The organism is Dyadobacter crusticola DSM 16708, from assembly GCF_000701505.1.
Classification (GTDB): Bacteria; Bacteroidota; Bacteroidia; order Cytophagales; family Spirosomataceae; genus Dyadobacter; species Dyadobacter crusticola.
In genome coordinates this window covers 82906-107463 of sequence record NZ_JNJB01000005.1, presented here as the reverse complement: position 1 = coordinate 107463, position 24558 = coordinate 82906, and the positions used below count along the sequence as shown (strand labels likewise).

The window sequence follows — 24558 nt, the reverse complement described above, 5'->3', positions numbered from 1 at the left end:
AATGGGCTTTACACTAGACCAATTCAAAGAATGGGTAACGGAAACGTTCCCCGACAACACAGCAAGGGCAATTGCTGAAAATGATTTCAGGGATGGATTGGCCAAAATGGCCGACTTTGTTTTTGAAACTAATTCAAGCACGGCAATACAAAATAGTATTGCACAAATGACCGCGCTGAAGAACACCGCCCAGCAGTCTGCGACGGATGCGGGATCTTTCAAATCTGCGGCAGAGCAACAGCGATTACTGACAGAGCAACTGCGGCAGCAAATGAGCGCTGAAATCTTGCTTTACGTTGGACAGATTCAGGCATTGATTACGCAAGGGTTCCGCCCGCGCGGCAACTATACCATTGCCACAAATACCCCGAATCTTGCGACAACAACAAAAACGCATGGTGACGCCTGGATCGTAGACGCTGCCGGGAATTCGAGTATTACCGGCACGGCCAGGGACATGAACAAAGGCGATGCTATCCACTGGAACGGGGTAGATAATGTGTTTGTATGGCGTCCAAATACCAGCAGCATTGGCGACGATTCGGTTTCTTATAGTAAGCTTAGTTTTGATATTAGGCTATCTGTTGGAGAAACTGAGGAAATGGCCATTGTCAACGGCAAAGAGACCCTGCGCACATACAGGGACGCTAACGGAGATGTTTACGAAGCCTGGTTTGTTGATGGTACCACATTCACCCAGCCCAAATTTGAAGTTGGTATTTCGAACGGGCTTATCCTAACCAAAAACGGCCAATCGTGGATTTTAAATAATGGTGCTGTTGAAGGTCAGGTGCCTTTTGGCGGGGGCAGTGTTTCTTTTGAGGAAGAAGCTTTCGTAAATGGCAAGCTTGCCATTTATATTCAACGTGACGCCAATGGTGACGTTTATTGGTGCAAGTATGCTGATAATACAGATTCATCCAATCCAGCGGGTTTAACCGAAGCCTTCGCCGAAATTGCGGCAGCCAGGGGCACAAGATCTAACATAAACGAGCGGATTTCTGGCTTGATCGGTGCGCGGGGCCTTCCTACGACAAATATCTGGGGGTCAGAAAGGCTTAAATCCTGGATGGCGTGGATTATACTTCAAAATACGCCGATGGACTTGGTTTTCGTAGGCGACAGCTTCACGCAGGGCCTTTACTTCATTCGCCACTTATACAACCTGATAATGGCGCAGGGCTACGGGAATGGCGGCGCGGGATGGTGTGGTTTTAACAGGTTCGGCGCAACCGAAGCAAGCATTAACCAATCCGTGAAAGACACTTTGAAAGTATCTTATACAACTGCGGACTGGTCGGCAAGTACCGTCTCTAATATCGGAGTCGATGGCTACATCGTTTCTCAGGTAGCAAACACGGTATTAACCCTGACAGCCACTGAGGCGGCCAGCACTATCACCCTCTTATACAAAAAAGATGTGGGCGGTGGCGATTTCAGGTGGCGATTCTTCAAGCCCGGTTTCCAGGAATCCGAACAGGACGCCTGGGCGATTGTCAGCACTTCCAGCGCCGTGCAGGACATCGGCGCGCTGGTTATCGCGTCAGCGGCAAAAGGGGCAAACTTCGTTATTCAATTCGAGGCGCTTGCAGCTGGGATTACCTTCGCTGGCGCAATCGGTCGCAATCTGGGCAATGTTTTAAATGTGCATAAATGCGGCATTTCTGGCGGCACGGCGGCACTATTTGGCAATAATGACCTTTGGCAAAAATCGGTTTCGTTCCTAAACCCGAAAGTGGTAGTGTTCATGTTCACGACCAACGAAATGAACAGCAATACTGCGCCCGCCACAATGAAAGCCAATATCCAGACGGCAGTAAACAGGATCCGCACGATTAATCCGGGTTGTGATCTGGTTTTTGGGTGCCCAACATACACCCAATTCGAAACAGAGATCCCCAAAACTTACAAATTCCTGGACTACGCAAAGGTGCTGTTCGAGCTGGCCCAGGAAAATAACGGCGCTTTTATTAACCACGGTTCTGCAATGGGCGAATTCTCCCAGGCGCAGGTAAACGCTGGCTTTATGAGTGCAGACCGGATTCATCCAGGCACGTTAGGCGGGCCATTTATCGCAAATAATTTTTACAAACTTTTTAGAAAATAGTAACATGAGCGCAACTATTATAACGTCGCCGGGAACGCTGGCCGTCCCAAACGGGGTAAAGGTTAAAACGGATGTTTTGGACTACCCGCAGACAGTTCTTTTGGTAGATTTCCGGAAGTCAAAAACTTACCCGCCGCAAACGAACCCGGTGCCTAACGGGTATGAATTCGTGAACCTGGCTAAAAGTGGCCCTGCGCCGAACGAATGCCTGGTTGCAGAAAGATCGGCTATTCCTTTTTCTGCGGCAAACAAAAGCTTGTCGTTTCAGAGCATTGTAAATGCAGGATCGTCAGCACCGGCCGACCGGCTGATTTACGGCAGCGCTACCGCGCCTTACCCTACGATAGGAATTGAGGGGCAGACAACTGATGTTTTGGTCACTATGTGGGTAAAAATCAGTTCGGTACGCCAGAGCGGCACAGTATTGACGTTATCTTCTACAGATCCCGCCACAGGGAACGCAAAGAATAATCTCAACTTTCAGTACGGCTTTGTAGCGGGGGAAATGAATATATTTTTTGCTGGCGTCGATGTTACGCAAGCAGGTGCGCTATCGTTTGAATACAACAAATGGGTGCACATTGCTATGTATGGCCGAAATGAAGGCTACAACGGGAAAACACGCCTGGCGAAGGTATACCGGAACGGGGTGCCGGTAGTTACCCGAACAACTAATTTCCCGGCCTCAATGCTCGCTTCAAATAACACGGTTCCGCTTACTATTGGCGATGGATGGGATGGAGAGCTGGGTCGTTTAGCCATTATGAAAGGACTGGATGTCGCTGGATTAAATCCTGACACCATTGTTGCGCAAGAGTATGCGGCAAACTCACCGCACCGACCTAACGCTTAAAAGGCGCGAACCTGACAGCAGCCCGGTAGCTTTTACCGGGCTTTTTTTGTGTCCTTTCTAGCGGCGCGCCACCCGGTTAAAATTGTACCCAACATTAGTTCACAGCTAAATAAAGTACATGACGCCGCTATCTAACCAATTCATTTGGCAAATCAACGAAATTGAGGTACCAGCCTTAGTGGCGAAGCTTCACAGCGTAGAACCTGCGAATAGCCGCCCTGCACTACCGAAGGCTTACGAGCCTGCGGTAAAAGCGTCGGGACTTGCCAAAGCCTGGAACAATTACCTGATAGATGCCTATTCCCCGGATAAAAATATCCTGGTTCTGCCTGTTACGGGCGAAATGAGCCGGGGCGGTGGATGGTACGGTTACGGTAACGAGTTCTATATCCGCCAGTTGAAAGCGGCGGCCACGGATCCCGATATCAAAGGTGTGGTTTTGAAGTTTAACACCGGCGGCGGCACTGCCGACAGTACGCCAGCATTCGCCCAGGCGGTGGTCGAATTCAAAAAAGTTAAGCCGATTGTCGCCAGCGTCGCTTCCTGTTACAGCGCCGGTTATTACGTAGCCAGCCAGTGCGATGAAATCTTCATCGAGAACCAGGCGGCCAGCGGTGTGGGATCCATCGGAACCCTGATTATCTACGAAGGCTGGGCGCAGTACCTGAAAGATCAAGGTATTGACATGCGCATTATCCGGGCTAAGAAAAGCACGGACAAGGCCCGCGCCAACTGGATAGAGGAGCTAAGCGCCGAAGCCGAAGCAGATCTGCAAGCCAGCTGCGACGCTTGCCAACGCGAATTTGAAGGCGCTGTAAGACGTGGCCGTGCTGGAAAAATCAAATCCGATGAAGTTTTCACCGCCAAGACTTACAACGCAGACCAGGCGCTGGCGCTGGGACTGGTAGACGCGAAAGGCGATTTGATAGCCGCTACAAAACGCGCTTTGCAGCTGGCAGCATAACCCGATTTTTTCACCTGTAATTTATAAGCAATGAGTAAGCCCAAAAAGAGCGCCGCGCAATGGTTAGGCGACGCATTCAAAAATAGCTTTAAAGCGATTTCGGAGACGTTGAGCACCGAACAATTCAACCAGTTTGTTCAGGATGCGGAAGCCTTGCAGCCAGAAGATTCGGAGGAAACCGAGGAAACGGAGGAAACCGGAAGCGGGACCGAAACCCAGCAAGAAACCGAATCGGGCGACCCACAGAATGCGGATCCATCCAATTCAGGGCCGACAAATACGGATCTGCAAGCCCAGGTAAAAGCACTGACTACCCGCCTGGAAGCTGCCGACGCCGCACTGGATAGCGAAAAAAAAGCCCACGAAGGCACAACAGCAAAGTTGACGGTTGCACAAAGTGCGCTTTCTGCTTCCGAGGCAAAATACAGCAAGCTGCGCCAGGCTGTCAACCCAATGGCTGACGAAGATCTTTCTAACAAAGAAACCAATGAAAAGCAGAACGCCGGTATGACAAAGACCGATATCGAAGCGCGTGAAGCTTATAAACGAAATAACCCGCAGGCGTAGGCCATTGACAAAAAGGGTGTATGCAGCACCCTGCGCCTGATCGAGCCAGGCAAAGGGGCTGCATTAAAAACGCTTTCCAATTTTTCCCACCTCAAATAAAAACTAGTATGCCAAGTGTTGATTTAACCGGCCTGGACGGATCACTGCAAGTTCGCAGAGACGGCGCCAGATCTTTATTTACCAAAAGAATGATAGATGGCTGGGGCCAGCTATCTGGTTTCCAGAAACTCCGCACTGCCGACGAGCTTGTATTAGGTTCGTTGACGGGCAGAACCTTATTGCAACCTGGCGCAAAAGGGACGTTCAACCCAAAGGAAAACGCTTTGAAAATCGAAGCCAGGATAGCAAAAGTTCGCCCCGCAAAAATTGACCTTTTAATAGGCCAAAAAGAAGCCCGAGCATTGCAATCTACGTACTGGGCACAAGTTGAAGGACACAACGCGAAAAACCCGGAAGATTATATGTTTGCTGATCACGTTTGGCAGTGGATCATTGACCAGACCGGTGTAGATGTTTTGAATGCGGTATGGATGGGCGTTTTAAATTCGACTGGAACAAACCCTGAGGATGTTGTGAACGGCATTTTGACAATGATTGACAACGACATTGAGACGGACGCTATTCCAGAAACAATGATTTTAACGCATTCCCAGGCTGATTTTTTCTTGGAGCAAGATAATATCATTCAAGAGATGATCGACCTGACAAAAATCTTCAAAACGAGGTTGCCAGCGTATGCAAATAAGCCAGCAACACTGCGTTGCGCGCCTGAAAGGGCTTCTGAATACGAGTTTGCCGTACTGGAAAAGTACGGTGATAAGAACATCTACAATGCTTTTAATCAGCCTGTTTTGTTCTGGTCGAAAAACATCGCTGTCGAGCCGGTTTTAGCCTGGGCGGGGACTGACACAATGACGATCACGCCTGACGAAAACCTGGTTTTTGTTTCCGATCGCACCGAAGAAGGCATCCAGTTGGATACGGATTATAGCAAGCGTGACCGCTCTATTGCTATCGTTGGCGATATGAATTTCACGCCGAATTATCACCGTTCTGACCTGATCGCCACAAACGACCTTCGCGCCAGACCGGTAAACGCAGGAGTTTAGTAAATCCCTCTCTATCAGTTCCATTTATCAATTACCGACTAATTACGGGAATGCTGCCAAACGGTAGCATTCCCACAACCAAAGCAACCAGTATGAAAAAGTTTTTGAATTTCCTTTTTGTTGCGGCCGCTGCAATCCTGGCGGTGCATATCGTCCCTGAAATACAGGATCTGTACGGCGCGGCCGGATCCGTGGGCGGTTACTCCCTGGCCGTCATCGCTTCCTTTGTCGGTTTCAAGAACATTGAAGAGCAAACCGCCAACCCGGCAGGTATCCGTCGCTTTGGGATTGTCCCCGTGGCAGATCTTGACGATTCGACAATCGACTGGCCCAGAGGTTCAGGATTGAGCCCGCATATCAATGTTGCCACAATGGAAGTCACTATGGCGGTGCCGCTAAAAGCCGGTAAGACCGTCGCAATTATTACCCCGGCCGATAATAGCGCCAACCTTAATTTCGAAATCCAGGGCGACCGCTTTTATCAGGCTTATAAGCACGGGGTAGCTTTCGATATTGCTGGCCAGTCAAAAGCTCAGTCTGTTGAATTTCGTAAGCTTTTGAACACCGGCGTGATACTTTTCGCCGAGTATTTTGACGGAGATATTCGCGTGGTTGGCTCTAAGCTGTCGCCGATTATTCTGAAAAGCAAAGGTGATTCAGGCAAAAAAGGAGGCGACAAGCGCGGGTATGCAGTGAGCGGAGATAATGACTCATACGTAACAGAGCCGCCATTTTACCCAGCAACATTGGCCCTGCCTGGCATGGTGGAAGTTGAAGCAGAGGGCGGCGCATAATGGGCAAAACCGCAAAAATCAGACTGGCTTTTCAATCAGAAAAGCCAGTCCCTTTTTGGATCCAACAAACCTACCACTGGGTTTATCCTGGCCCGAAATGGACAACACTAGACCAGGAAGTGGCCCTGGCGCTCAAAAAGCAATTCCCTACTTGGTTCGAGCTTTACACGAGGAAACCAGCCACCGCCGAGACAGCCAAATCATAGACCGGCGCCTTTGTTTCAATTCTCTACTTGTTTTTCCCCAATTACAATGAATGTTAAAATCAAAATTGCCCTGCATGGTATCATGCAAAAGATCCAGCGTGGCATATTCACGCCAGAGCAAGCGGCCGCCCATTTCAACAAAGTAACCGGCCAGGATCTGGAAGAATTCGCAGACCAGGCCGACGAGCAGGTGGGAAAGTTTTTGGCCTTCCTGGGCACGGCCTACGAAATCCCGCAGGTCCAGGAATCGGAAGTGGATCTGGAAGAAGCCCTGAAAGACCCGGAAACAATGTCCAAGCTGGTAGATTGGGCGAGATCGGAGCCGGAAGCAGGGCAGGAGCCGGAAGCGGATCAGGAGCCGGAAGCGGATCAGGAACCGGAAGCGGATCAGGAAGCGGAACCGGAAGCGGAGCAGACCCAGGTAAACGACGCGCCAGCGGTGCCAGTGGATCAACCAAAGCGGACGCGGACGCAACCCAAGCCAAAGGCGAAGTAAAGCCAGGTACACCGCTTACGCCTGACCAGTATAAGGTCGAGTTTGCCAAATCCTGCCAGCTGATCGACGAGCACAACCGAAAAGCGGCGGATTTGGCCGACCGGCTGGGCGACCTGCCAGAAGACCAGGCATTCCCCAGGGAAGTAGCGGAAACACTTCATTATGATGATTTGTACCGCAAGGAGCTGGCCCGCCGAAAGTATATCCAAGAGAAACGAATGCTACCGGCAGACGAGCCAGTAAAGGAATTTCGAAAGGATTACCACATTCCAGCGGCCGGGATTGAATTAGCCCTGGCGGTTCGCAACCTGTCTAAGAACGTTTCGGTCTGGAAAAAGCGCGTGAATGATCCGCGCTACCCGGAAGCCGAGCAAACACATGCCAAGTATTTGGCATTGCATCAAGAAGCCAAAACAGCGGCCGCCAATGAGCGGGCCAGAATCCAAAGTTTAGCAAATGAGCCTTATAACCAAGATTGAGCAAGTACGGGCCGTGATCGGTTCAGCAGTTCGAAAGGATAATTCTTTCGAAATCTTAAAACCTTACCTGGATAAGGCAGAAAACCAGCTACTGGCCGGGCTGATTGGTTCCGATCAGCTGGCAGCTTTGGAGGCAGAACAGCAGGGGAAGGCAGGAGAATTAAAGATCCTGGTAGAAAACGCAATTGTCTGGAATGGGTACCAAGATGCTTGGTACCAAGCATCTTACGAGTTCGGCGGTAGTGGAATCGGGAAAACTAAAAGCGAGAAATTCGAAAGCCTATTCCGCTATCAGGAAGATGCAGTACAAAAGGATATTGTAAGGAAGGCCGACGAAGCCATAGAAGCCCTGATGATGTTCCTGGAAGCAAACCTGGCAGATTTCCCGCTCTATAAAGATTCAGACGAATTTTCCCAGAACTACGGCTACCTGATCAGCACCCCTGCCGCCCTGGAACGCGCATTGCCGGAAGTTCCCAAAAGCTACCGGATGTATTCGGTTCTACGCCGATTTATGTATCGAGTAGAGCTTAAAACCGTCAAAACTGTTACGGGCGAAGCGCTTTACAATTCGCTGAAAGCAATGGTTCGAAGTGGTCAGGCCCTGGACGCAAACCACAAGGCCCTCTTAGAGCTTTGTCAGGAGTTTGCAGCACCAGCCGTCCTGCTTAATGCATTGCCCTGGATCAGCGTCCAGATTTCACCGGCAGGTATCAGGATTGCTTCCGTATTTAACAATCTGCAAGATGAAAAGGCGGTCAGTGATCCGCAAATCGCCTGGCTGACTGGGATCCTGGAAAAGCAGGTGGAGCAGGCAAAAACAAGCTTACGTATGTACTTGAACGGTACCGCTAGTTCTACCGTGTTCCCGCAGTACTATGCGTCCGGCTTGTACCGCACCAACGACAGTAAAAAATGGACTTTGCCCGATAATGCGGGCCGTAAACACTTCCGGTTTTGAAAAAGGTTTTTATTGAAGAATTGAACGCAACCTGCGCGATTTGCGACAGCTTCCAGGATCTGAAACAAAAGGATATGATCGGGGTTATTCGCGCCGTCTACCTGAACCCGCACGACTGGCAGGCTAAGATTTCCCTTTTGAAAGCTCTTTTTTCGTGCCCGCCTGAAATCTGGGATTTGCTACAACGGCCAGAAAACCACTCCCAAACCTGGCGGTTGATCCAGACAATGGACTGGGTACTGAAAGGGCCGGAGTTTCGCCCGGTTGCGTCGGTTCGGTTAAAGGGACGTGATTTCTTGCTGCCGGACAATGATTTGCACCAGCTGGGAACGGCAGAATTTGTGGTGGCCACGGCGCACCTAATCGGATTTTATAATGCGAAAGAGCACCACGCCAGCCACCTGGCCAAGTTTATGGCCACAATCGCGCGGCCGAAGCCTGGTATAATGGAACGGCTGAAAAAAGAGGAAAACGGTGATCCCAGGGAAGCGTATAATTCTGCGAAATGTGACGCCCGCGCCAGACTTTTCGACAAATGCGACCTGGTTACAATGATCGTGACGGCCCAATGGTTCAACAACGCGGCAAACCGCCTGCTTTCATTGTTCGGGATGGCCAGCAAAGACCCTGACGCCGCGCCGATCGGCCCGGGCGTATTTGTCCAGGATTGGGAACGCCAGGTGGTGAAGGTAGCCGAAAGCCACGTTTTCGGCGGATATGACCAGGTAATGGCCAGGCCCCTGGCAGATGTACTGGCGTTTATTGAGTTAAAGAACGACGAGCTACTACGCAAAGCACAGGCCGAAAAAAAGGGCCGTTAAGCGCTTAAAATGATTCTGTAAACCTCAAAATCTATCAAAATGAAACGATTATTAAGCTTGCTTTTTGCGCTGGCCCTTGTGGTACCTGGCGCATTTGCCCAGACGTTGAAAATGGAAGTGGCCCTGCCCGATAGCCTGGTCGGTAAAGGGTACCTGAAAAATTACGTAAAACAGGCCCTGAAAGACGCGAATGTAAAACCTGATGTGCCGACCGCGCCGGTTCTGAAAGATTGCAAGAGGGGGCCGGTTATCCGGGAAGTGCTTTCCTACAACAACAGCAGCATTACAGTCCAGTTTGACGGCGAAGAAGTCTACAATATCGCTTACGATGTTTACCTGACCGGCGCGGGCCTGGTAAAGACGGATTCTGTCGCGCCAAAAACCAGCATTATCAAGCTTCCTTATGGCCCGCTGCCGAACGGTGTTTATACGCTCAAGATTCGCGGTAAGTCCTGCAAAAGTGCCGACTCAGAAACCCAGTTTAATATCAAATCTGATCAGGGTAGCGTCGATATACCAGTGCCGCCAGTGACGGCGCCAGGCGCAGGTAAAACGGTAGTAAAGAAGATCGTTTCCGGGTTGAAAGAAAACATGAACATTTACTTCGTGACCCTGCCGGACGGGTCACGATTGTTTTCTGACTCAACCGAATTCCTACCGGTAAACGACAAGTACGAATTTCAGTACGGGATCAATAACCACATTATTAAGCAGTCGGTACCGCTTAAGAATTACCGCTGGCCAGCTAATACACCGCTTCAAATCTGGAAGGCCCAAATCAAAAAGGGCCTTGAAAATATCTTTAAGTGGGGTACTGATGGCGGTTGGTGGGATGCGGAAGGTGGCCAGACTTTCAGCCATAACGACTTTTTACCTTTCGCTTCATTCTTATTTCAACCGGCAGATAGCGCCTATGATGTAAGAAGGCAGACTGCGCACTGGATGGACTTCATGCCAGATATGCAGCTGCCCAAAGGCAAGATATGGGTAATGCCGATAGGAGTGGACGACGCGTATTTGCTGATCAGAAAAGGAGTGACGCACTTTTCCAACTATGCCCTGGACAAGAAGCCTTACTGGCAGGAGTTCCAGAGAGCTGGAAGAATGTACAATGAAGTCCCAAAAACCGACGCGCAATTCGGTTTGCAGGATCGCGGGCCTGGCGCAAACAGGTGGGTACCTGGTAGGATAAACGAGGCGGGAGAGTGGATTACTGTCGGCTGGCCCAACAATTGGAACGAACGGTTTTTTGGGCCATATCGGGAAGGGCAAACCGAACCTTTGACTTATGAGGAAGGCCGCGAAGCTGGGCGCAGGTTTACTGTTTCAATGCCAGTTGTTGTTTTTGAGAACAAGGAGCAGGATCACGCAATTTCTACGCACTGGGCTTTCGTTCGTGGCTTTACTGAGGTATTCCGGGAGCGACTGGATGCAGAATGGCTACCAAAAGGGATCCAGCCAGCATTTGCATGGAACTACTTTACAAAGTTTGACGCCGAAGGTTTGACGCTGGGCAGCGGTGGCAGGGCCTTAAATAAAAAGATGCTGCGTACTCCTATTAGCGAGTGGCCAGGCTCAGAATTACTTCCGGGCGGGACGCTGGAAAAAACGAACCTGGTTTGCTATGCTTATTACTTAAAATCGCCGGATCTGACCAGGGATGAACCCTACAAGTTTATCTATTCCGCTAAAATCGCAAACCTGGCTGGAATAGACCAGGTTCTATTCCCACAAAGCACGCACGAGCACAACCCTAATAATTTCCGGGCTGTTTACTACCCAGACGGGACTTTCTTTAAAACCACGAAGCAGGAGTACAACCCGGCCGAAGTGACCACTATTTCGTTTTTGGCCCAGTGTTTCGGGCGCGGGATCATCCCCTGGGGAGCCAGCCCGAAAAATAACGAACGGTTCAGGTTTTCCAGGGAATGGCATTACACCTCTGGTAATCTTTGGCTGAAACGTGGTGCGAACGATTATTCACCAATCGACCAGTTCCCGTACTGGGATGAAAAGGAAGAATTCGCGGGCGGGCTATTTGAATACAGCATGGCCGAAGGTATCAGGCTGTACATAGAAACCTTTGCAAAGGTGATCGGCGGCCAGGCCAGCTTCCTGGATTTTCGCCTGGATGGCAAAGGCGATTTTCGCAATGTGGATAAGGAAAGCATTGGTGATGTTGTGGACGCCTACCACGAAAAACGCGGCGTCGTTTATGCTCAGGAGAAAGACGGACAGCTGGCAGTTTTTTACCTGAACCCTTACGCTGATACCGACCTACATACAGTCGAATACCGCTACAAAGGTAAAGTGTATTCTATGACTGTTCACAGCACTTTGATCAAACCCGTTTTGCTCAAAATCTGATCCTGACCATGAAACCAAAAGTCTTTCACCGCAGCATTAGATTCGCCGGGATCCTGATAGCGCTAGTTCTGGCCGCAGGTACCTGCTTGTTTTTTTACCATTGGTTACAGCCACGCCCTGCGCAGCAATCCGAAAAGCAGATCCGGGACAGTATCCGCTATTTCAATGAGCGCCGAATAATACACAGCGATTCAGCAAAATATTTCAATCACGAATATGAGAAAGCAACACAAAAAAGCGCTTCGCTGGATAGTTTGGATCCTGCTGGTAGGGCTTTCGAGCGGGCGAAGTATCGCGCAGAGTGGGAACGCAAAAACGGATATTGACCAGCGATTCTTCGAAGCCCTGCAAGACAGTGCAATAAAGTTTGAAGCCATTAAACCCCGCCTTTTCTTCCTTCAAAAAACAAACGAGCAACTGGTTAAGGAGAACCAGGCCGCTAAAAACGAACAACGCTTTTTGTCCTTTCAGCACCAGGGCCAGATCCAGAAATTTGAATCACAGCTGGCCGATCAGCCCAAAAAAAATAAAAGATGGTTGTTCGCCGGGTTTGTTGGCGGGCTAGTCATTGGGGCTTTAATCACAAAATAACAGATGGAAGAAATTTTGAAACGCCTGGGCGTCCCGATCGAAAACTGGATCGTGTCCATTTTTGCCGCCGTGCTGATTGTGTTTTATAAGGTTTACGAACCGGAAGAAGCGCTGGGCAGGCGAAAAACGATTCGGATTGTCATTACCGGGCTAACTAGCGCGCTGTTAGTTCCTGGCCTGGTCGTGTACTGGGCAAAGGTCGAAAATCCATTCCTGGCCGCTGTCTTTACCGCCCTGGCTGTCTACTGTTTCGAACTGATCATGGGCGGAGCTAAAAAGTATGTATCCAACAAAATCGACAAATCCGATGGAAGCATTTAACCTAGCCAGCACGATCGCCGTAGTGGCGCTTTCCCTTTTTATTATCGTGCTCACTCTACGGTCGCACGTCCAGATCAAAAAGAACAGTAGGGCTATTCTGAAAGCAGAGATCAGCACAATCGGAACCGATACCACCGGCCGGATCGTGTACCGCTGGCTTTTGATTCTGGTCGGAGTAGCCGGGATCCTTTGGGGATTCTCTACCGGTGAATTTATCCTGCTTCTTTTCGCGGTGATCACCGAACGGCTGATCATTTACCGCGCATGCCGTCCAGACGATCGCCTGGGTAAGTTTTTAACTAAGTATAACTGGTAGTACCAATGGAAATTATTGTGACCCGACGCTGGCAGGGCAACGCCAGCACCCTGTCAAGTGTAACCGTCGATGGAAAAGCGCACCATTTTGTTTTAGAAGACGAAGACCGGGGCCTGCATTCAGAAATGACTTTGGTAGAAATCGCCGCGATCAAAATCAAAAAGGAAACGGCCATACCTACCGGCCGCTACAAAGTGATTGTTTCCCATTCGACCAGGTTTAAACGCTTGCTGCCGCGCCTGGTCGATGTACCTGGCTATTCCGGTATTCTTATTCATCCAGGTAATACCATTCGCAACACCGAAGGGTGTTTACTGCCTGGGATAACCAATTATAGAGAGGATAAAGAATATTGCGTGGGATCCAGCCGGACAGCATTCGAAAAGCTTTTTAAACAAATTTCATCTGCCGCCAAAAAAGGGCTGGAAATTTGGATCACAATTCGAACAGACTACAAGTAAGGGCCCGATAAAAGGCCCTTACTTTATCTATTAGCGAAATACTTGCCAGCTCTATTAAGTATTTCCTTATACTCCTCTGGATAGTTTTCCTGAATCCAGTTGGGATCCAATTTTTTGTATCCAGTTTCGCCCGATCGGATACGTTCAAGTACACGGGTAGATATTCCCGAATAAGCATCTGACACGCTAACCGACAATATGCAATCGGCTTCGGGCATTATTTTAGCTAATAGATGAATATTATATCTCTGATCCTTCGGGAGATTTGCGCCTCGCGAAAATGATGTGGCATAAAAGTCGCCAGGTCGAATAGGAGCACCGAGCACGTCCGGCATAAAATCATTCGCGCGCGATGTATGTTTCGCATCTGAAGTAGAGATTTTCGATAACAATAAATCTAATTTTTCAGAGAGTACCGCTTCGCCTTTGCTGATCTCCAATTTCTTAGGGTCAATCTGTAGTTTTACTGATATATCATCTAAAAACTCGCTCGTAATCGTTTCGCGATTGTTATAGGTTTGAGTGATCGCCTTACTTATTGCTTCAACATCCTTTTTCACGAGGTCTGACCGTAATGAATGTGAGTAGCTATGGTAACGAAAGTTACTAACGTCAAACATGTTCTTAGTGATGTCATCCTTTATAATTGCCACTGGCATTTTTGCCATTTGCCTAATCGCCAGCTCGTAGAAAACGTTCGGATTATTGGAACTTAAATCACACAACGCCATATCAAACGATATAATCGACTTCAAAATATGAGTCATTATCTTGTGACTTTCAGCAGGAATCGCTGCATGTTCCGCTTTAAATTTTGCTTGGTAGCAGGCGGGTTCAATTATCTCGGTAAAGACCCGATCGAAATGCCCCGGATCGTAGTTAGCGGGATCGGCAATAGGCATTATAACAAAGCATTTTCGCAATTCACTTGGCTTGTCTTGCAAAGTGACTGTTGAAATTTGTTCCTCGCGTGGTTCTTCCATCTTATTGATCGTTTTTAGTTACCGTAACAGTTAAATGTGAACGAACGCCTCTTTATATCTCAGGGAATAGGTTAATGCCCGTAGCGTAATGAAAAACCCCAAGATCGCGGAGATATTGTACCGTTTGGCTTATATCAGAATGCCCGCATTGTTCCTTAACCAGCATTAGGTCTTTTGTTGCTTTGTACAAGGCTATCACGCCGGTATGTTTCCAACCGTATATGTCATATCCCTGCCCTGCCAGTTCCATTTTCTTTAAAACCTTGATGTGCTTATCGTAGAAAAAATTATGGCTGACAAGCGTCTTTCCAGGCTTATAGCCGTGTGAGAAAATATAAAAAGTGGGTGGGTAGTCCCTGACATTCCACTCTTTAAATATAGCTTCCAGCGCGGGCGGTATCATTACCGTCCTGTGGTTTGTTTTGGATGTGTCAGCATAGATGAAGATATGATCATCTTTGATATCGCTGACCTGCATTTTACGGACTTCTTCCCAGGGCCTGCAAAACGTGTAGTAAATCATACGGACAAAAAACCACAATTCCGGCAATCCCAATTCTTCGCATGTCGCCTTGTATTCACTAACCTGGGCGGTACTGTAAGCAATGTGTTTGCTGGTTTTTGTAGGAAGGCTGGAAAGTGTATCTTTTATTGGATTCGATGTAAGCTTATATGTCGGCGCACTGTATATGAAAAAACCGCTCACAAAGGCTTTATAATTGTTGTAAGCCTTGTTGCCCATGTTCAAGGTTTCCAGCGCGTGTTTGCGCATATCAGAGGCGTGCTCTGTCCCGAAATCTTTCAAATTAAGGTCGGTCAGCTCATATTCTTCCATGAACATCGAAAAGTAGTTGCTCCACTTTTCGTATGTTTTCACGGATTGCTCTTTGAGCGTGCGCCGCTTCTCTTTCATAAATTCGCCCATTGCCACAATGAGCGGCATTTCGTCTGTTTCCCGAAATTCTTTGATCGGGTCAATGTGCGCCCCTGCCTTCAAAACTGTATTAATTTCATCTATAACTATCCGCGCAGCTTCCTTGCGTTCCTTCTGGCTTTCACCGGCAATAATTTTCTTTCTCCTTTTTAGTTTTCCCTCTTTGATTGAAAAAACATAAAACGAGACATACCAAGGAGCCTTTTTCGGGCGCTGTAATTCGGCCGGCTCGAAAGGGAAGATCTTTTCAGGAGAGAAAAACAGGCCGTATTTGCCAGCCAAAAATTGTCCCAAAATTGTCCCGCTTATCTTTTTCGGGATTTCGGTCATAAAAAAAGTGCGTTTAAAGCTAATAAACGCACTTTTAAAATGTGACCAGAAGGAGAGTCGAACTCCTATACCCAAACGGGCACTACCCCCTCAAAGTAGCGTGTCTACCAATTCCACCACCTGGCCGCTAATTGGATGCAAAAGTAATATTTAAATGATACGTCGCAAGAAGCAGCCTTAGGTTTTTTATTAACTCAGATATATTAAAGCAGGGACCGCCTGTTTTGCAGGTTTTGTTATTATTTTCATCCCACAGAGAATCAAATACTAACACCCCTGATCCTATGCCATATTTCAACCAAAAGAACAGAAGAGATTTTATTAAGAAATTATCAGGAGGCGCATTGCTGGCGGCGAGCCCCGTTCATGAATTATTAGCCGGTAACAGGAAATCCACTTCTCACGAGCTGCCCTGGCTCAACAGGAAAATAGCGGCGAACGACAAAATCCAGATTGCCTGCATTGGTACGGGCATTATGGGGATGGGCGACACGCGCACTGCATTGCAGGTTCCTGGTGTCAAGTTAATGGCCGTGGCAGATCTGTACGACGGACATTTAGTAAGGGCCAAAGAACTGTTTGGAAATGATATTCAAACCACCCGAGACTATAATGAGATCCTGAACAGGAAAGATATCGACGCGATCATTCTCGCAACGCCCGACCACCTCCATTCACAAATCGGGATTGAGGCATTAAAGGCCGGAAAGGCGGTTTACTGCGAAAAGCCAATGGTGCATAAAATCGAGCAGGGTTATGATATGATCAAGGCGCAGAACGATTCCAAGAAGGTTTTCCAGGTTGGAAGCCAGCGGGTAAGCTCCATTATTTATGCCAAAGTAAAAGAACTTTATAAGGCCGGAGCAATTGGAGAGCTGAACTTTGTGGAGGTATATTACGATCGCCACTCGGCCCAGGGTGCGTGGCAATATTCAATCCCGCTTGACGCTTCTCCGAAAACCGTAGACTGGGAGCGTTTCCTTTCTAATAAGGCTCCGAAAATGCCTTATGATCCATTGCGTTTTTTCAGGTGGAGAAACTATCAGGATTATGGTACCGGGGTGGCGGGCGACCTTTTCGTCCATTTGTTTTCCGGAATGCATTATATACTTGACAGCAAAGGGCCTACGCGCATTATGACGAGCGGCGGTTTGCGTTACTGGAAAGACGGGCGCGATGTGCCCGACGTGATGGTAGGGATTTATGATTATCCTAAAACAGCAAGTCACCCTGCCTTTAACCTCACCTTGCGCGTGAATTTCGCCGACGGATCCGGCGGAGGCTCAGGTTTCCGCTTTGTAGGTACCGATGGGCAGATCACATTGTCGGGCAATACTGTTACTGTGAAGAAAAAGAAAATGGCCAAAGCGCCGGGATATACGATCGACACTTTCCCGAAAGATATGCAGGAGAAGTTTCTGGCTGAGTACCGGGCAAAATATCCGGTGATTCCGGAAATGTCAGAACCTGATTTTGAGGAATACAAAGCACCGCAAGGTTATGACGACCGGCTTGACCATTTTGCTTTGTTCTTTGACGCAATGCGCGGAAACAGAACGATCGTTGAAGACGCGGTTTTTGGCTTCCGCGCCGCCGGGCCAGCACTTTTATCCAATAAAAGCTACTTTGAGAATACGGTAGTGCACTGGAATCCGGAGGATATGAAAATTGTGAAAGCAGTTTGATATTTTCAATAAAAGCAAAAAGCAACTCTCTCCTGAGTTGCTTTTTGCTTTTCCGATTACCGTCAAATTTAATTTCTGACAGCCGGACGCGGGAGATTGATCGGATCTACCTGCGCATTCAAAGTATAAACGATACTTCCGCCTTTAATCGTCAGTTCTGTCTCAATGCGTTTCTTGCCTTCAATCTTCCCGTCGCGTGCATAGAACCCGAACTTCCCGTTACGCAGGTTAAGTACCGCCACATCGGCAATGGCGCCGACAGACAGGTGACCCAACTCCTCGTGCCTGATCTCTTTCGCCGGGTTCCAGGTACTTGCTGCAATTACGTTTTTGAAGTCCATTCCCAATGCCATAAAAAGCGACATGATATTGTTCATGTCTTTCATCGGTCCGTTCATGCTGGAAATGTGCTGGTCGGTACTGATTGAGTTGGGGTAAAATCCTTGTTTAATAGCAGGTTGTCCCTGTGCAAGAAGGAAGCTCGCGCCGCCAAAACCCACATCAAATACGACGCCTTTTTTCTGCGCTTCGATCACATAAGGCTTTACTTTATTCGTGGAAACGTCGACGATCGATTCTCGTCCTTTTCCGCTGTTATCACTATTCCCACCGAAGCAATGCGTGTAAATGTCACCAGCGCGTAATCTTTTCAGGTAAAGCTCTTCCAACGGAAGTACCGGGTCTGCGCCTCCGAAATCCACCATAAGCGGAACGTTGGCCAGCTTGCCTGCTTCCACGGCGCGGTCGGTTGGTGTCCAGTCGTGCCCGCTGAAATGCGCCAGCTTGATCCCTACGATATCATTTGGATACTTCTTAACCATTTCGGCTGTTTTTGCAGGATCCATTTCGTCGAGGCTATTCTCATATTTTCCTCCCGCCATTCCCTCGCCAACAATGTTCAGCATCGTAAGAACGCGTGTTTTGGAGAGGTCAATCGTTTGTGCCTTGAAAGTTTCGAACGTTTTCCAGCCGGAGCTTCCTGCGTCTACCACCGTAGTAACGCCCGTCCTGAACGTAAATCCGTCAGCCTGCAAACCATTTGGCCCATTGCGGTAAGTACCTTTCAGGTCGGTACCCCAGAAGTAATGCACGTGTATATCGATCAGGCCGGGTGTGACATACATTCCTTTTGCGTCAACTACCTGCACCGCGAGCTTGGGATCTATGTTTTTGGCCACGAGGGCGATCTTGCCGTCGGTACCTCCCGGTGTACCTTCAATCGCGACGTCCATCACGGCATCCACATTGTTTTTGGGATCAATCACATGACCGCCTTTGATGATAATACTGTATTTTTTGTCTTGTGCAGAAGCTGGTTTTGACCAAATAAAAAACGCTAAAAGGAGAAACAGTCGATGTACTTGCATGGTAGGTAATGGATTTAGGTATGAAAAAGTCCGTTCTTTCGAGGGAATGCGCAATTTACTGCAATCATCTGTTTTCGCGGGCAATTATTTTAAACAGTAATGCAGGAGGAGCTGAGCCATGTGGGCTGTTTTAGATTTTTCCGCGCGTCAATGTCCTGTCTTTCAGAACTCATTTGTAATAATGTAAAAACCGGTATTTAACTTAAAAAATTGATTTTTATGGAAAAGCAAAGTGATCGCCGGGAAATGGACGAGTACCTGATTCTGATGCGCCTTGACCTGCTGACAAAAGAAGCGCAGCCTTCACCGGAGCAAATGCAGGGTTTTATGGAAATGTACCATAACTGGGTAGGGGATATCGCAGCCCGCAAACCGGTTTTTCGGTGGAAAAGGCTTATCTACCGAAGGAAAAGTATTGAAGCCAGGCGGCATAGTTACCAATGGGCCTTTTGTTGAGATCAAGGAATCGCTTGCGCGGTCAGTAGATGCGGTGAAATCCACCGGGTATCTTGGCGAAGCATTCAAGCTTGCGCGCACAGAGGCGGAGAAGCGAGCTTTGAAGAAGAAAGTGGATCTTTAATCTTCGCGCTGCTGTGTCGGGAAGGGCAAATAAAGTGGCTTAATGGTCAAGCTTTGCTCCGTCTGAACCATTTTCTACCCTGATATTTTTTGAATAAATAACTGTTAATTCGAACGAACAGCAGCAATGCGAGAAGAATAAAAACTGCATTCAGCTTGTAAGAAAATCCCACGAAAGTCTCTTTACCGTCCATTGATAGTTCATACCTGAGCCAAGATCGTTCTGCGGTTGTCGTCGTTTTATCAAATGGAAGTGCCTCGTCGTAAATTACTTCCGTGATGTACTTGCCTGTCGTATCAATGTAGCCGTACTTATCATCGAGACGCACCATCGACAAGCCGTGGTTGTAGTAAGAAGCGAAATCGTATTTAAGCGGCGTGCGGATGCGTCCTTTCTTATCGATATGCCCGAATTTTCCATTGATCGCGACGGCGGAACGATCTTCTGATGTAAAACCTGTCGCTTCGTCGTACAGGAAATTGATTCTCACTTTTCCCGTTTTGTCAATGCAGCCCCATTTGTTGTTCTTTTTGACCCAGAAAAGCCCGGCAGTCGGCTTGCGGGTGTCAGTGTATTCAAATGGCACGATCAGGTCACCGGTGAATGGACTGATGTACCCGAATTTATCGCCATACTGAACGCGCTCCATTCCCTGTCCTGAATATTTATAGGTTGGGTCAATATCATCGAGCGCGACTGGTACTTTGAGAATCATATTTTTGTCAATGATCCCGTATTTGCCCCTAAAATTGAAATGGTAAATGTGCTCGGAGCGCTTGATTTCCTGCTCGTTGAACTTGCTGAAATTCCAGTTGAGAATGAACATATCACCCTTTCTCCACCAGATAATATCTTCTTTGGTGTCTTGATTACAAACGTGCTCCTGCTCAGCCTGCGCGATCAGGAAGTCGTTTTTGTAGTTTTCGATGGGAATTTTGTAAATGGTATTTCCTTGTTTATCAATGTAAGAAAGGCCGAATTGTTTGCCTACCTTATAAATAACCCAGGTTTTTCCGTCGATAAACTTGTCAGTTCCGGCGTAAATTGGCGGCACTACTACCTTGCCGGAACGATCAATAAAACCGTGCAGCCCTTTTCCATCCGGACCGAGTTCCATCGGCACAAATTCAGCCAGGTCTTCTGAAAAATCGCCGATATCCCGGAACGCGGGTGTCAGCTTTTTGCCGTTTTTATCAACCAGGTAAGTTTCGTAGGAAGTACAAGGCACAGCTACTTTCTTTACCACGTACACGTCGCCGTAGGCAGTATGCCCCGTATATTCCTCGAGCCAGGCTTTGGATTGCCCCGCCACTAGAATGGGCAGACAAATGCTGAAAGCAAGAATGGAAATGAGATGTGCAAAGTACCTGGCAGCTACAGAAAACATTCAGAAAGGTTTTTTGATCAGGGTAGATTAATTCTATGCCAGCTAATATAGGCAAGGCGCGTTGTTTAGACCAATTTTGGCGAAAGTGTTTTGTGGTAAATGGCAGGGTTTGTCAGATTTCAGACGGACGCACTTACATTCTTGAAATTTTGTTTAGAAAATTTTTCAAAAATATCGTCCTGCCAAATACCTGAATTCGAGACGTATATGCGTGTCCCGAAAAAAATATCATAAAAACAGGTCTGCGAAATTTGTTTCGTACAATTTCCCATATACTTTTGCACCACAATTAGCGAAAAGGCTTGGCATTGTACAACATTTTCGCGGGTTGTAAATCGAGTAAAATCGATTCCGTAGCTCAGCTGGTAGAGCAATACACTTTTAATGTATGGGTCCTGGGTTCGAATCCCAGCGGGATCACTTGAAGAAATAACAAAAAGCATTAAAAGCCTGCAAATCAAATGATTGCAGGCTTTTTTGTTTGCCGCAACTATACCAAGACGTTCAAATATTCTCAAAGTTTTGGTGAGTAATTCGGTGAGTCAGTTGCCCGCAAAGTTTACTCACCAGAAATCGCATAACTAATTGAAAGACAACGTGTCCACGCGATGGACATCTTGCGCTGACTAGGCTTGTAAGACTACACGTGCGACCGGTCGGGATTGTGAGCCTAAACTGACGCCACACGGAAACTTCTTAAAGGCAAATTACAATGTTACGGACTTCGATATTAGCCGCATTGATTTCGCATTCATTGCAGACTATAAGTTCTATCTACGCTCTGTTCGTAAGGTGGGAAACAATGCTGTGGTGAAGCATCTGCTATTTCAATTCCTTCAACCTGCTCTTTTTTACCCAAGCGGCGAACCATGCAGTCCAGAGCATAGAGATAAAGAACAGGCCGTAAATAGCACTCCTTTTCAGCTCTTTGTGTAGCATACCAGCACGGATCAAAACACCGAAATAAACGACGGTGACTAACACAAGGATCGGAAGAGCCCATTTACTTTCGTAAAGCGACGGTTTTCTCATTGGAGCCAAATCGTTGGCTCGTCCGTAAAGAATTAAGGTTTTTTCCAATTCATCGCAAAAGGTGTTAAACGGTGCTGCGTTACAGAAGTTTTCATTAGCAAAAATGCTGAGTTTGGGCTCGCTAAGTAACCATATTTCCAGCGCTGTACCATTACCGTATTCCACTTGGAACGACGTGATGCTTTCAAATGGAATGATCCTGGCTTTGCCATTCAATGTTATTTCCAGTGAATTTTCAAGGATAGTAGCTTCACCAATCCCTTTCCATCTTTTTCGGTTCGATAGAAAGAAAATAAACCCAATTATGAAAGATGCGATTGGAGTGATAGGTATCCCTAAAAACTCTCCAAAGTCTGGAAGCAATAGAGCAATTGAAATAGCTATACCAAAGCCAAGCAAACAAAGGCCAGCCGCAACCCAAATGCGGCTATACTCAAAATTAAAATGATTCATAATTTAATAGGATTTTGACTAGCGGATTGCATAATGCGCTTTAGTATAATGCAATCCGCTAGCGGTAATTAATCTTTTAGAGCAAATGCATTTACTCAATCAGCCTGATATATTGAGACTCCTACAGTTTAATGTAACCATTCATTGTATTGATAGCCCTGAAATAATCCTCAGATTCTTTATTGCCGGAAACAGCAGTTGGCTGTATGAGACTTTAATCGATATCTTCATATTTCCTTACGATAAAGCGGCTTTTCATATCACGTCGTATTTGGATGCTAAATAACTCTTTCCACGTAAATAGTACAGACGCTATAACAGAAGTTAGTTTAGTTTTGTCTGGCTCTAAATGACTATTAAATGAGATCTCGTCCTAATCTATTTACTTTATTGCTCTTTCTCACAGCATCTGGATCCGCTTTTTTTGCCTGTGAAAATTGTTCGGACACTGTCGATGCTCCGGTCACAGCACCAATCAGGTTTTCGATTGTTAGTACCCAAGGCAAAAATCTGGTGGGTACAACGCAATCTTACTACTCGGTGGATTCCATTAAGCTTTTTGATCCCGGGGAGAACGAATGGATCTATTTAAATAAAGAGTATCTGCCCGCTGCCGAAGGGTATGTTTTTTCCGGGGATTGTGCCAAAAATAAAAACGGAAAATCATCGCTGATTTTGCAATTGAATATGTCTGACTCTGACACATTGGATGTCTGGTACAAGCAAAAAGACAACAAATGTTTTTTGCTCTATGAGTATACAAACTTCCAGCATAACGGGCAAGACTTACAGAAGTCGCCGATAACGTCAGCGCTACTTATATCGAAAGCACCGTAATTTTTGAAGCCGAAAAAAGCCGGCAAATGTTCATTCGCCGGCTTTCCAAAAAAAATACAAAGATCAATAACCCGGGTTCTGCGTGATTTTGTCGCGGTTGATATCAATTTGACTTTGAGGAATCGGGAAAACGAGGTTGTTCTCCGTCAGCTCATTGACCAGCCTGATCTGCTCCTTTTTACCGTTCAGTACAGGTATTGCGCGGCCGGTGCGGACGAGGTCAAACCAGCGGTGGCCCTCAAATGCCAGCTCCACACGTCTTTCCTGTTCAATCGCCAAACGAAACGCCTGCTGGTTAGCAGTGTTGGCCGATGTTTTGCTAGGAAGACCGGCACGGGTGCGCACCATGTTCAGGTATGTAAATGCCTCTCCATTTGCCTGATAAGCAGTTTCATTCAGGGCTTCGGCGTACATTAACAGTACATCTGCGTAGCGGATCAGCGGTATGTTGTTACCGTTATCGTTTTTGGCAACAGGCACGTCGTAGTACTTTTTGATAAATCGGTCGGGGATCACCTGGCCGGCTGCGTTGGTATAAGAGGTAGCCACAGAAACGTCTTTTCGCAGATCACCCGTCTCGTATGCATTCACGATATCCAATGTCGGTGCATTGTTTCCGTCACCACCAAATGCGATCACCGAGTTGCCGGAATTCTGCGGGGCAAAGGAGTTTGGCCAACTATTTCCTTCATTGGCGCCGCCCGATTTGTACTGCACATCAAATACAGATTCCTTATTGTTTTTGTTTGCAACCCTGAAAACATCCGCGTAAGATGGCAGCAGTGCATAAGTGCCCTGGTCTATTACTTCTTTCAGTTTGGCTGCGGCGGGCGCGTATTTTTTTTGTGTCAAATACACTTTGCCCAGATACGCTCTCGCAGCACCCTTTGTCGCCCGGCCAATATCAGCGGCAGGGTAGGTGACAGGCAGTACACTTTCCGCTTCGGCGAAATCTTTTTCAATTTGCGCATATACCTCTGTTTTGGATGTCCGGCCAAAAGCGTAACCTTCATCGGGATTGGCAACAGGTTTCAAAATCAGCGGAACGTCGCCAAAAGTCTGCACCAAAGTAAAATACACCACCGCACGCAAAAACTTCGTCTCGGCGATATACCGGTTTTTCAAATTTTCATCCATTGTTACCCCGCCTATTCTTTCCAGGATGGTATTGTAACGCGCGATTGCATTGTAAGCTTCGTTCCAGCGAGCGGAAATAAATGGATTGGTAGTTCGGATGTAAAACCTGTCAAATTCATCCTGATCAGTTATAGAGCCGGAAGCTACCGCAACAGTATTGTCGGAAGCGATTTCACCGAAAACGTAACTATTGCCAGCCAGTCCGCCCGACTGTAATGCGGCGTAACCGCCATTGACCGCATTTCTAAAATCGTCGGCGGTTTTGTAAAAATTGTCGCTGGTCGGCGTCGAAATGGGTTGGAGGTCCAGGAAGCTGTCGCTGCATGAAGTCAGCAGGGCAGTGGCGACCAGGAAAATGTATGATCTTGCTATTTTCATCGTGTTCAATGTTTTAAAAGAAATGCCGATCGCTCGGACGGT

22 protein-coding genes and 2 tRNA genes are annotated in these 24558 nt (G+C 47.6%); 17 read left to right on the top strand and 7 right to left on the bottom strand.

Annotation, left to right across the window (positions count from 1 at the left end; genetic code table 11):
- Position 1 precedes the first annotated feature (1 nt).
- From Q369_RS0106590 to Q369_RS0106515, 14 genes are all read left to right on the top strand, one after another.
- Entirely contained in the window at positions 2-2107 is a 2106-nt protein-coding gene (locus Q369_RS0106590) for an SGNH/GDSL hydrolase family protein (protein ID WP_031527011.1), read from the top strand.
- A 4-nt stretch (positions 2108-2111) separates the two neighbouring features.
- The gene (locus tag Q369_RS0106585) at positions 2112-2960 is read left to right on the top strand and encodes a LamG-like jellyroll fold domain-containing protein (RefSeq protein ID WP_031527010.1); all 849 of its coding nucleotides are present in this window, start codon (positions 2112-2114) and stop codon (positions 2958-2960) included.
- Positions 2961-3078: 118 nt separating this feature from the next.
- Entirely contained in the window at positions 3079-3924 is an 846-nt protein-coding gene (locus Q369_RS0106580; RefSeq protein WP_031527009.1) for a S49 family peptidase, read from the top strand.
- A gap of 30 nt (positions 3925-3954) precedes the next feature.
- Complete coding sequence (locus Q369_RS0106575; RefSeq protein WP_031527008.1) at positions 3955-4491, top strand: hypothetical protein; 537 nt, start codon at positions 3955-3957, stop codon at positions 4489-4491.
- Between the two features lie 20 nt (positions 4492-4511).
- Positions 4512-5600 (top strand): hypothetical protein, encoded by a 1089-nt coding sequence (locus tag Q369_RS0106570; protein WP_157488078.1) that lies wholly within the window; start codon positions 4512-4514, stop codon positions 5598-5600.
- A gap of 92 nt (positions 5601-5692) precedes the next feature.
- Positions 5693-6394 (top strand): hypothetical protein, encoded by a 702-nt coding sequence (locus Q369_RS0106565; RefSeq protein ID WP_157488076.1) that lies wholly within the window; start codon positions 5693-5695, stop codon positions 6392-6394.
- Positions 6395-6906: 512 nt separating this feature from the next.
- The gene (locus Q369_RS29365) at positions 6907-7575 is read left to right on the top strand and encodes a hypothetical protein (RefSeq protein WP_205624305.1); all 669 of its coding nucleotides are present in this window, start codon (positions 6907-6909) and stop codon (positions 7573-7575) included.
- Entirely contained in the window at positions 7553-8536 is a 984-nt protein-coding gene (locus Q369_RS0106545; protein ID WP_031527002.1) for a DUF6712 family protein, read from the top strand. The genes Q369_RS29365 and Q369_RS0106545 overlap by 23 nt, the downstream gene beginning before the upstream one ends.
- Complete coding sequence (locus Q369_RS0106540; RefSeq protein ID WP_031527001.1) at positions 8533-9357, top strand: hypothetical protein; 825 nt, start codon at positions 8533-8535, stop codon at positions 9355-9357. Before Q369_RS0106545 ends, Q369_RS0106540 begins: the two co-directional genes overlap by 4 nt.
- Positions 9358-9396: 39 nt before the next feature.
- Entirely contained in the window at positions 9397-11724 is a 2328-nt protein-coding gene (locus Q369_RS0106535; RefSeq protein WP_031527000.1) for a hypothetical protein, read from the top strand.
- A 216-nt stretch (positions 11725-11940) separates the two neighbouring features.
- Positions 11941-12315: a hypothetical protein gene (locus tag Q369_RS0106530; protein WP_031526999.1), complete on the top strand. Its 375-nt coding sequence runs from the start codon at positions 11941-11943 to the stop codon at positions 12313-12315.
- A gap of 3 nt (positions 12316-12318) precedes the next feature.
- Positions 12319-12636: a hypothetical protein gene (locus Q369_RS0106525; RefSeq protein WP_031526998.1), complete on the top strand. Its 318-nt coding sequence runs from the start codon at positions 12319-12321 to the stop codon at positions 12634-12636.
- On the top strand, positions 12623-12952 hold the full coding sequence (locus tag Q369_RS0106520) for a hypothetical protein (protein WP_031526997.1): 330 nt from the start codon (positions 12623-12625) through the stop codon (positions 12950-12952). Before Q369_RS0106525 ends, Q369_RS0106520 begins: the two co-directional genes overlap by 14 nt.
- Positions 12953-12957: 5 nt before the next feature.
- Positions 12958-13413 carry a DUF5675 family protein gene (locus tag Q369_RS0106515; protein ID WP_031526996.1) on the top strand — a complete coding sequence of 152 codons (456 nt, stop codon included), beginning with the start codon at positions 12958-12960 and terminating at the stop codon, positions 13411-13413.
- Between the two features lie 23 nt (positions 13414-13436).
- On the opposite strand, the gene Q369_RS28255 is transcribed toward Q369_RS0106515, so the two are convergent.
- From Q369_RS28255 to Q369_RS0106500, 3 genes are all read right to left on the bottom strand, one after another.
- Positions 13437-14396, bottom strand: coding sequence for a hypothetical protein (locus tag Q369_RS28255; RefSeq protein WP_051663949.1), 960 nt, complete (start codon positions 14394-14396; stop codon positions 13437-13439).
- 52 nt (positions 14397-14448) lie between these two features.
- On the bottom strand, positions 14449-15660 hold the full coding sequence (locus Q369_RS0106505) for a tyrosine-type recombinase/integrase (RefSeq protein ID WP_031526994.1): 1212 nt from the start codon (positions 15658-15660) through the stop codon (positions 14449-14451).
- 42 nt (positions 15661-15702) lie between these two features.
- Positions 15703-15786: transfer RNA gene (locus Q369_RS0106500), tRNA-Leu, on the bottom strand.
- A gap of 158 nt (positions 15787-15944) precedes the next feature.
- Here Q369_RS0106500 and Q369_RS0106495 point away from each other — a divergent pair.
- A complete protein-coding gene (locus Q369_RS0106495; protein WP_031526993.1) occupies positions 15945-17345 on the top strand; it encodes a Gfo/Idh/MocA family protein in 1401 nt (466 codons plus the stop codon).
- Between the two features lie 68 nt (positions 17346-17413).
- On the opposite strand, the gene Q369_RS0106490 is transcribed toward Q369_RS0106495, so the two are convergent.
- Positions 17414-18712, bottom strand: a complete 1299-nt coding sequence (locus tag Q369_RS0106490; protein WP_031526992.1) for an amidohydrolase/deacetylase family metallohydrolase — start codon at positions 18710-18712, stop codon at positions 17414-17416.
- Positions 18713-18931: 219 nt separating this feature from the next.
- On the opposite strand from Q369_RS0106490, the gene Q369_RS28250 reads away from it, so the two are divergent.
- Complete coding sequence (locus Q369_RS28250) at positions 18932-19168, top strand: hypothetical protein (RefSeq protein WP_051663948.1); 237 nt, start codon at positions 18932-18934, stop codon at positions 19166-19168.
- 170 nt (positions 19169-19338) lie between these two features.
- Here the strand turns inward: Q369_RS28250 and Q369_RS0106480 are convergent, their stop codons facing one another.
- Positions 19339-20679, bottom strand: a complete 1341-nt coding sequence (locus Q369_RS0106480) for a WG repeat-containing protein (RefSeq protein WP_084165665.1) — start codon at positions 20677-20679, stop codon at positions 19339-19341.
- A 347-nt stretch (positions 20680-21026) separates the two neighbouring features.
- Between Q369_RS0106480 and Q369_RS0106470 the strand changes: the two genes are divergently transcribed.
- Positions 21027-21099: transfer RNA gene (locus tag Q369_RS0106470), tRNA-Lys, on the top strand.
- 402 nt (positions 21100-21501) lie between these two features.
- Here the strand turns inward: Q369_RS0106470 and Q369_RS0106465 are convergent.
- Both Q369_RS0106465 and Q369_RS0106450 read right to left on the bottom strand, forming a co-directional pair.
- On the bottom strand, positions 21502-22164 hold the full coding sequence (locus Q369_RS0106465; RefSeq protein WP_031526990.1) for a hypothetical protein: 663 nt from the start codon (positions 22162-22164) through the stop codon (positions 21502-21504).
- Positions 22165-23064: 900 nt separating this feature from the next.
- A complete protein-coding gene (locus Q369_RS0106450) occupies positions 23065-24516 on the bottom strand; it encodes a RagB/SusD family nutrient uptake outer membrane protein (protein ID WP_031526987.1) in 1452 nt (483 codons plus the stop codon).
- Positions 24517-24558 lie beyond the last annotated feature (42 nt).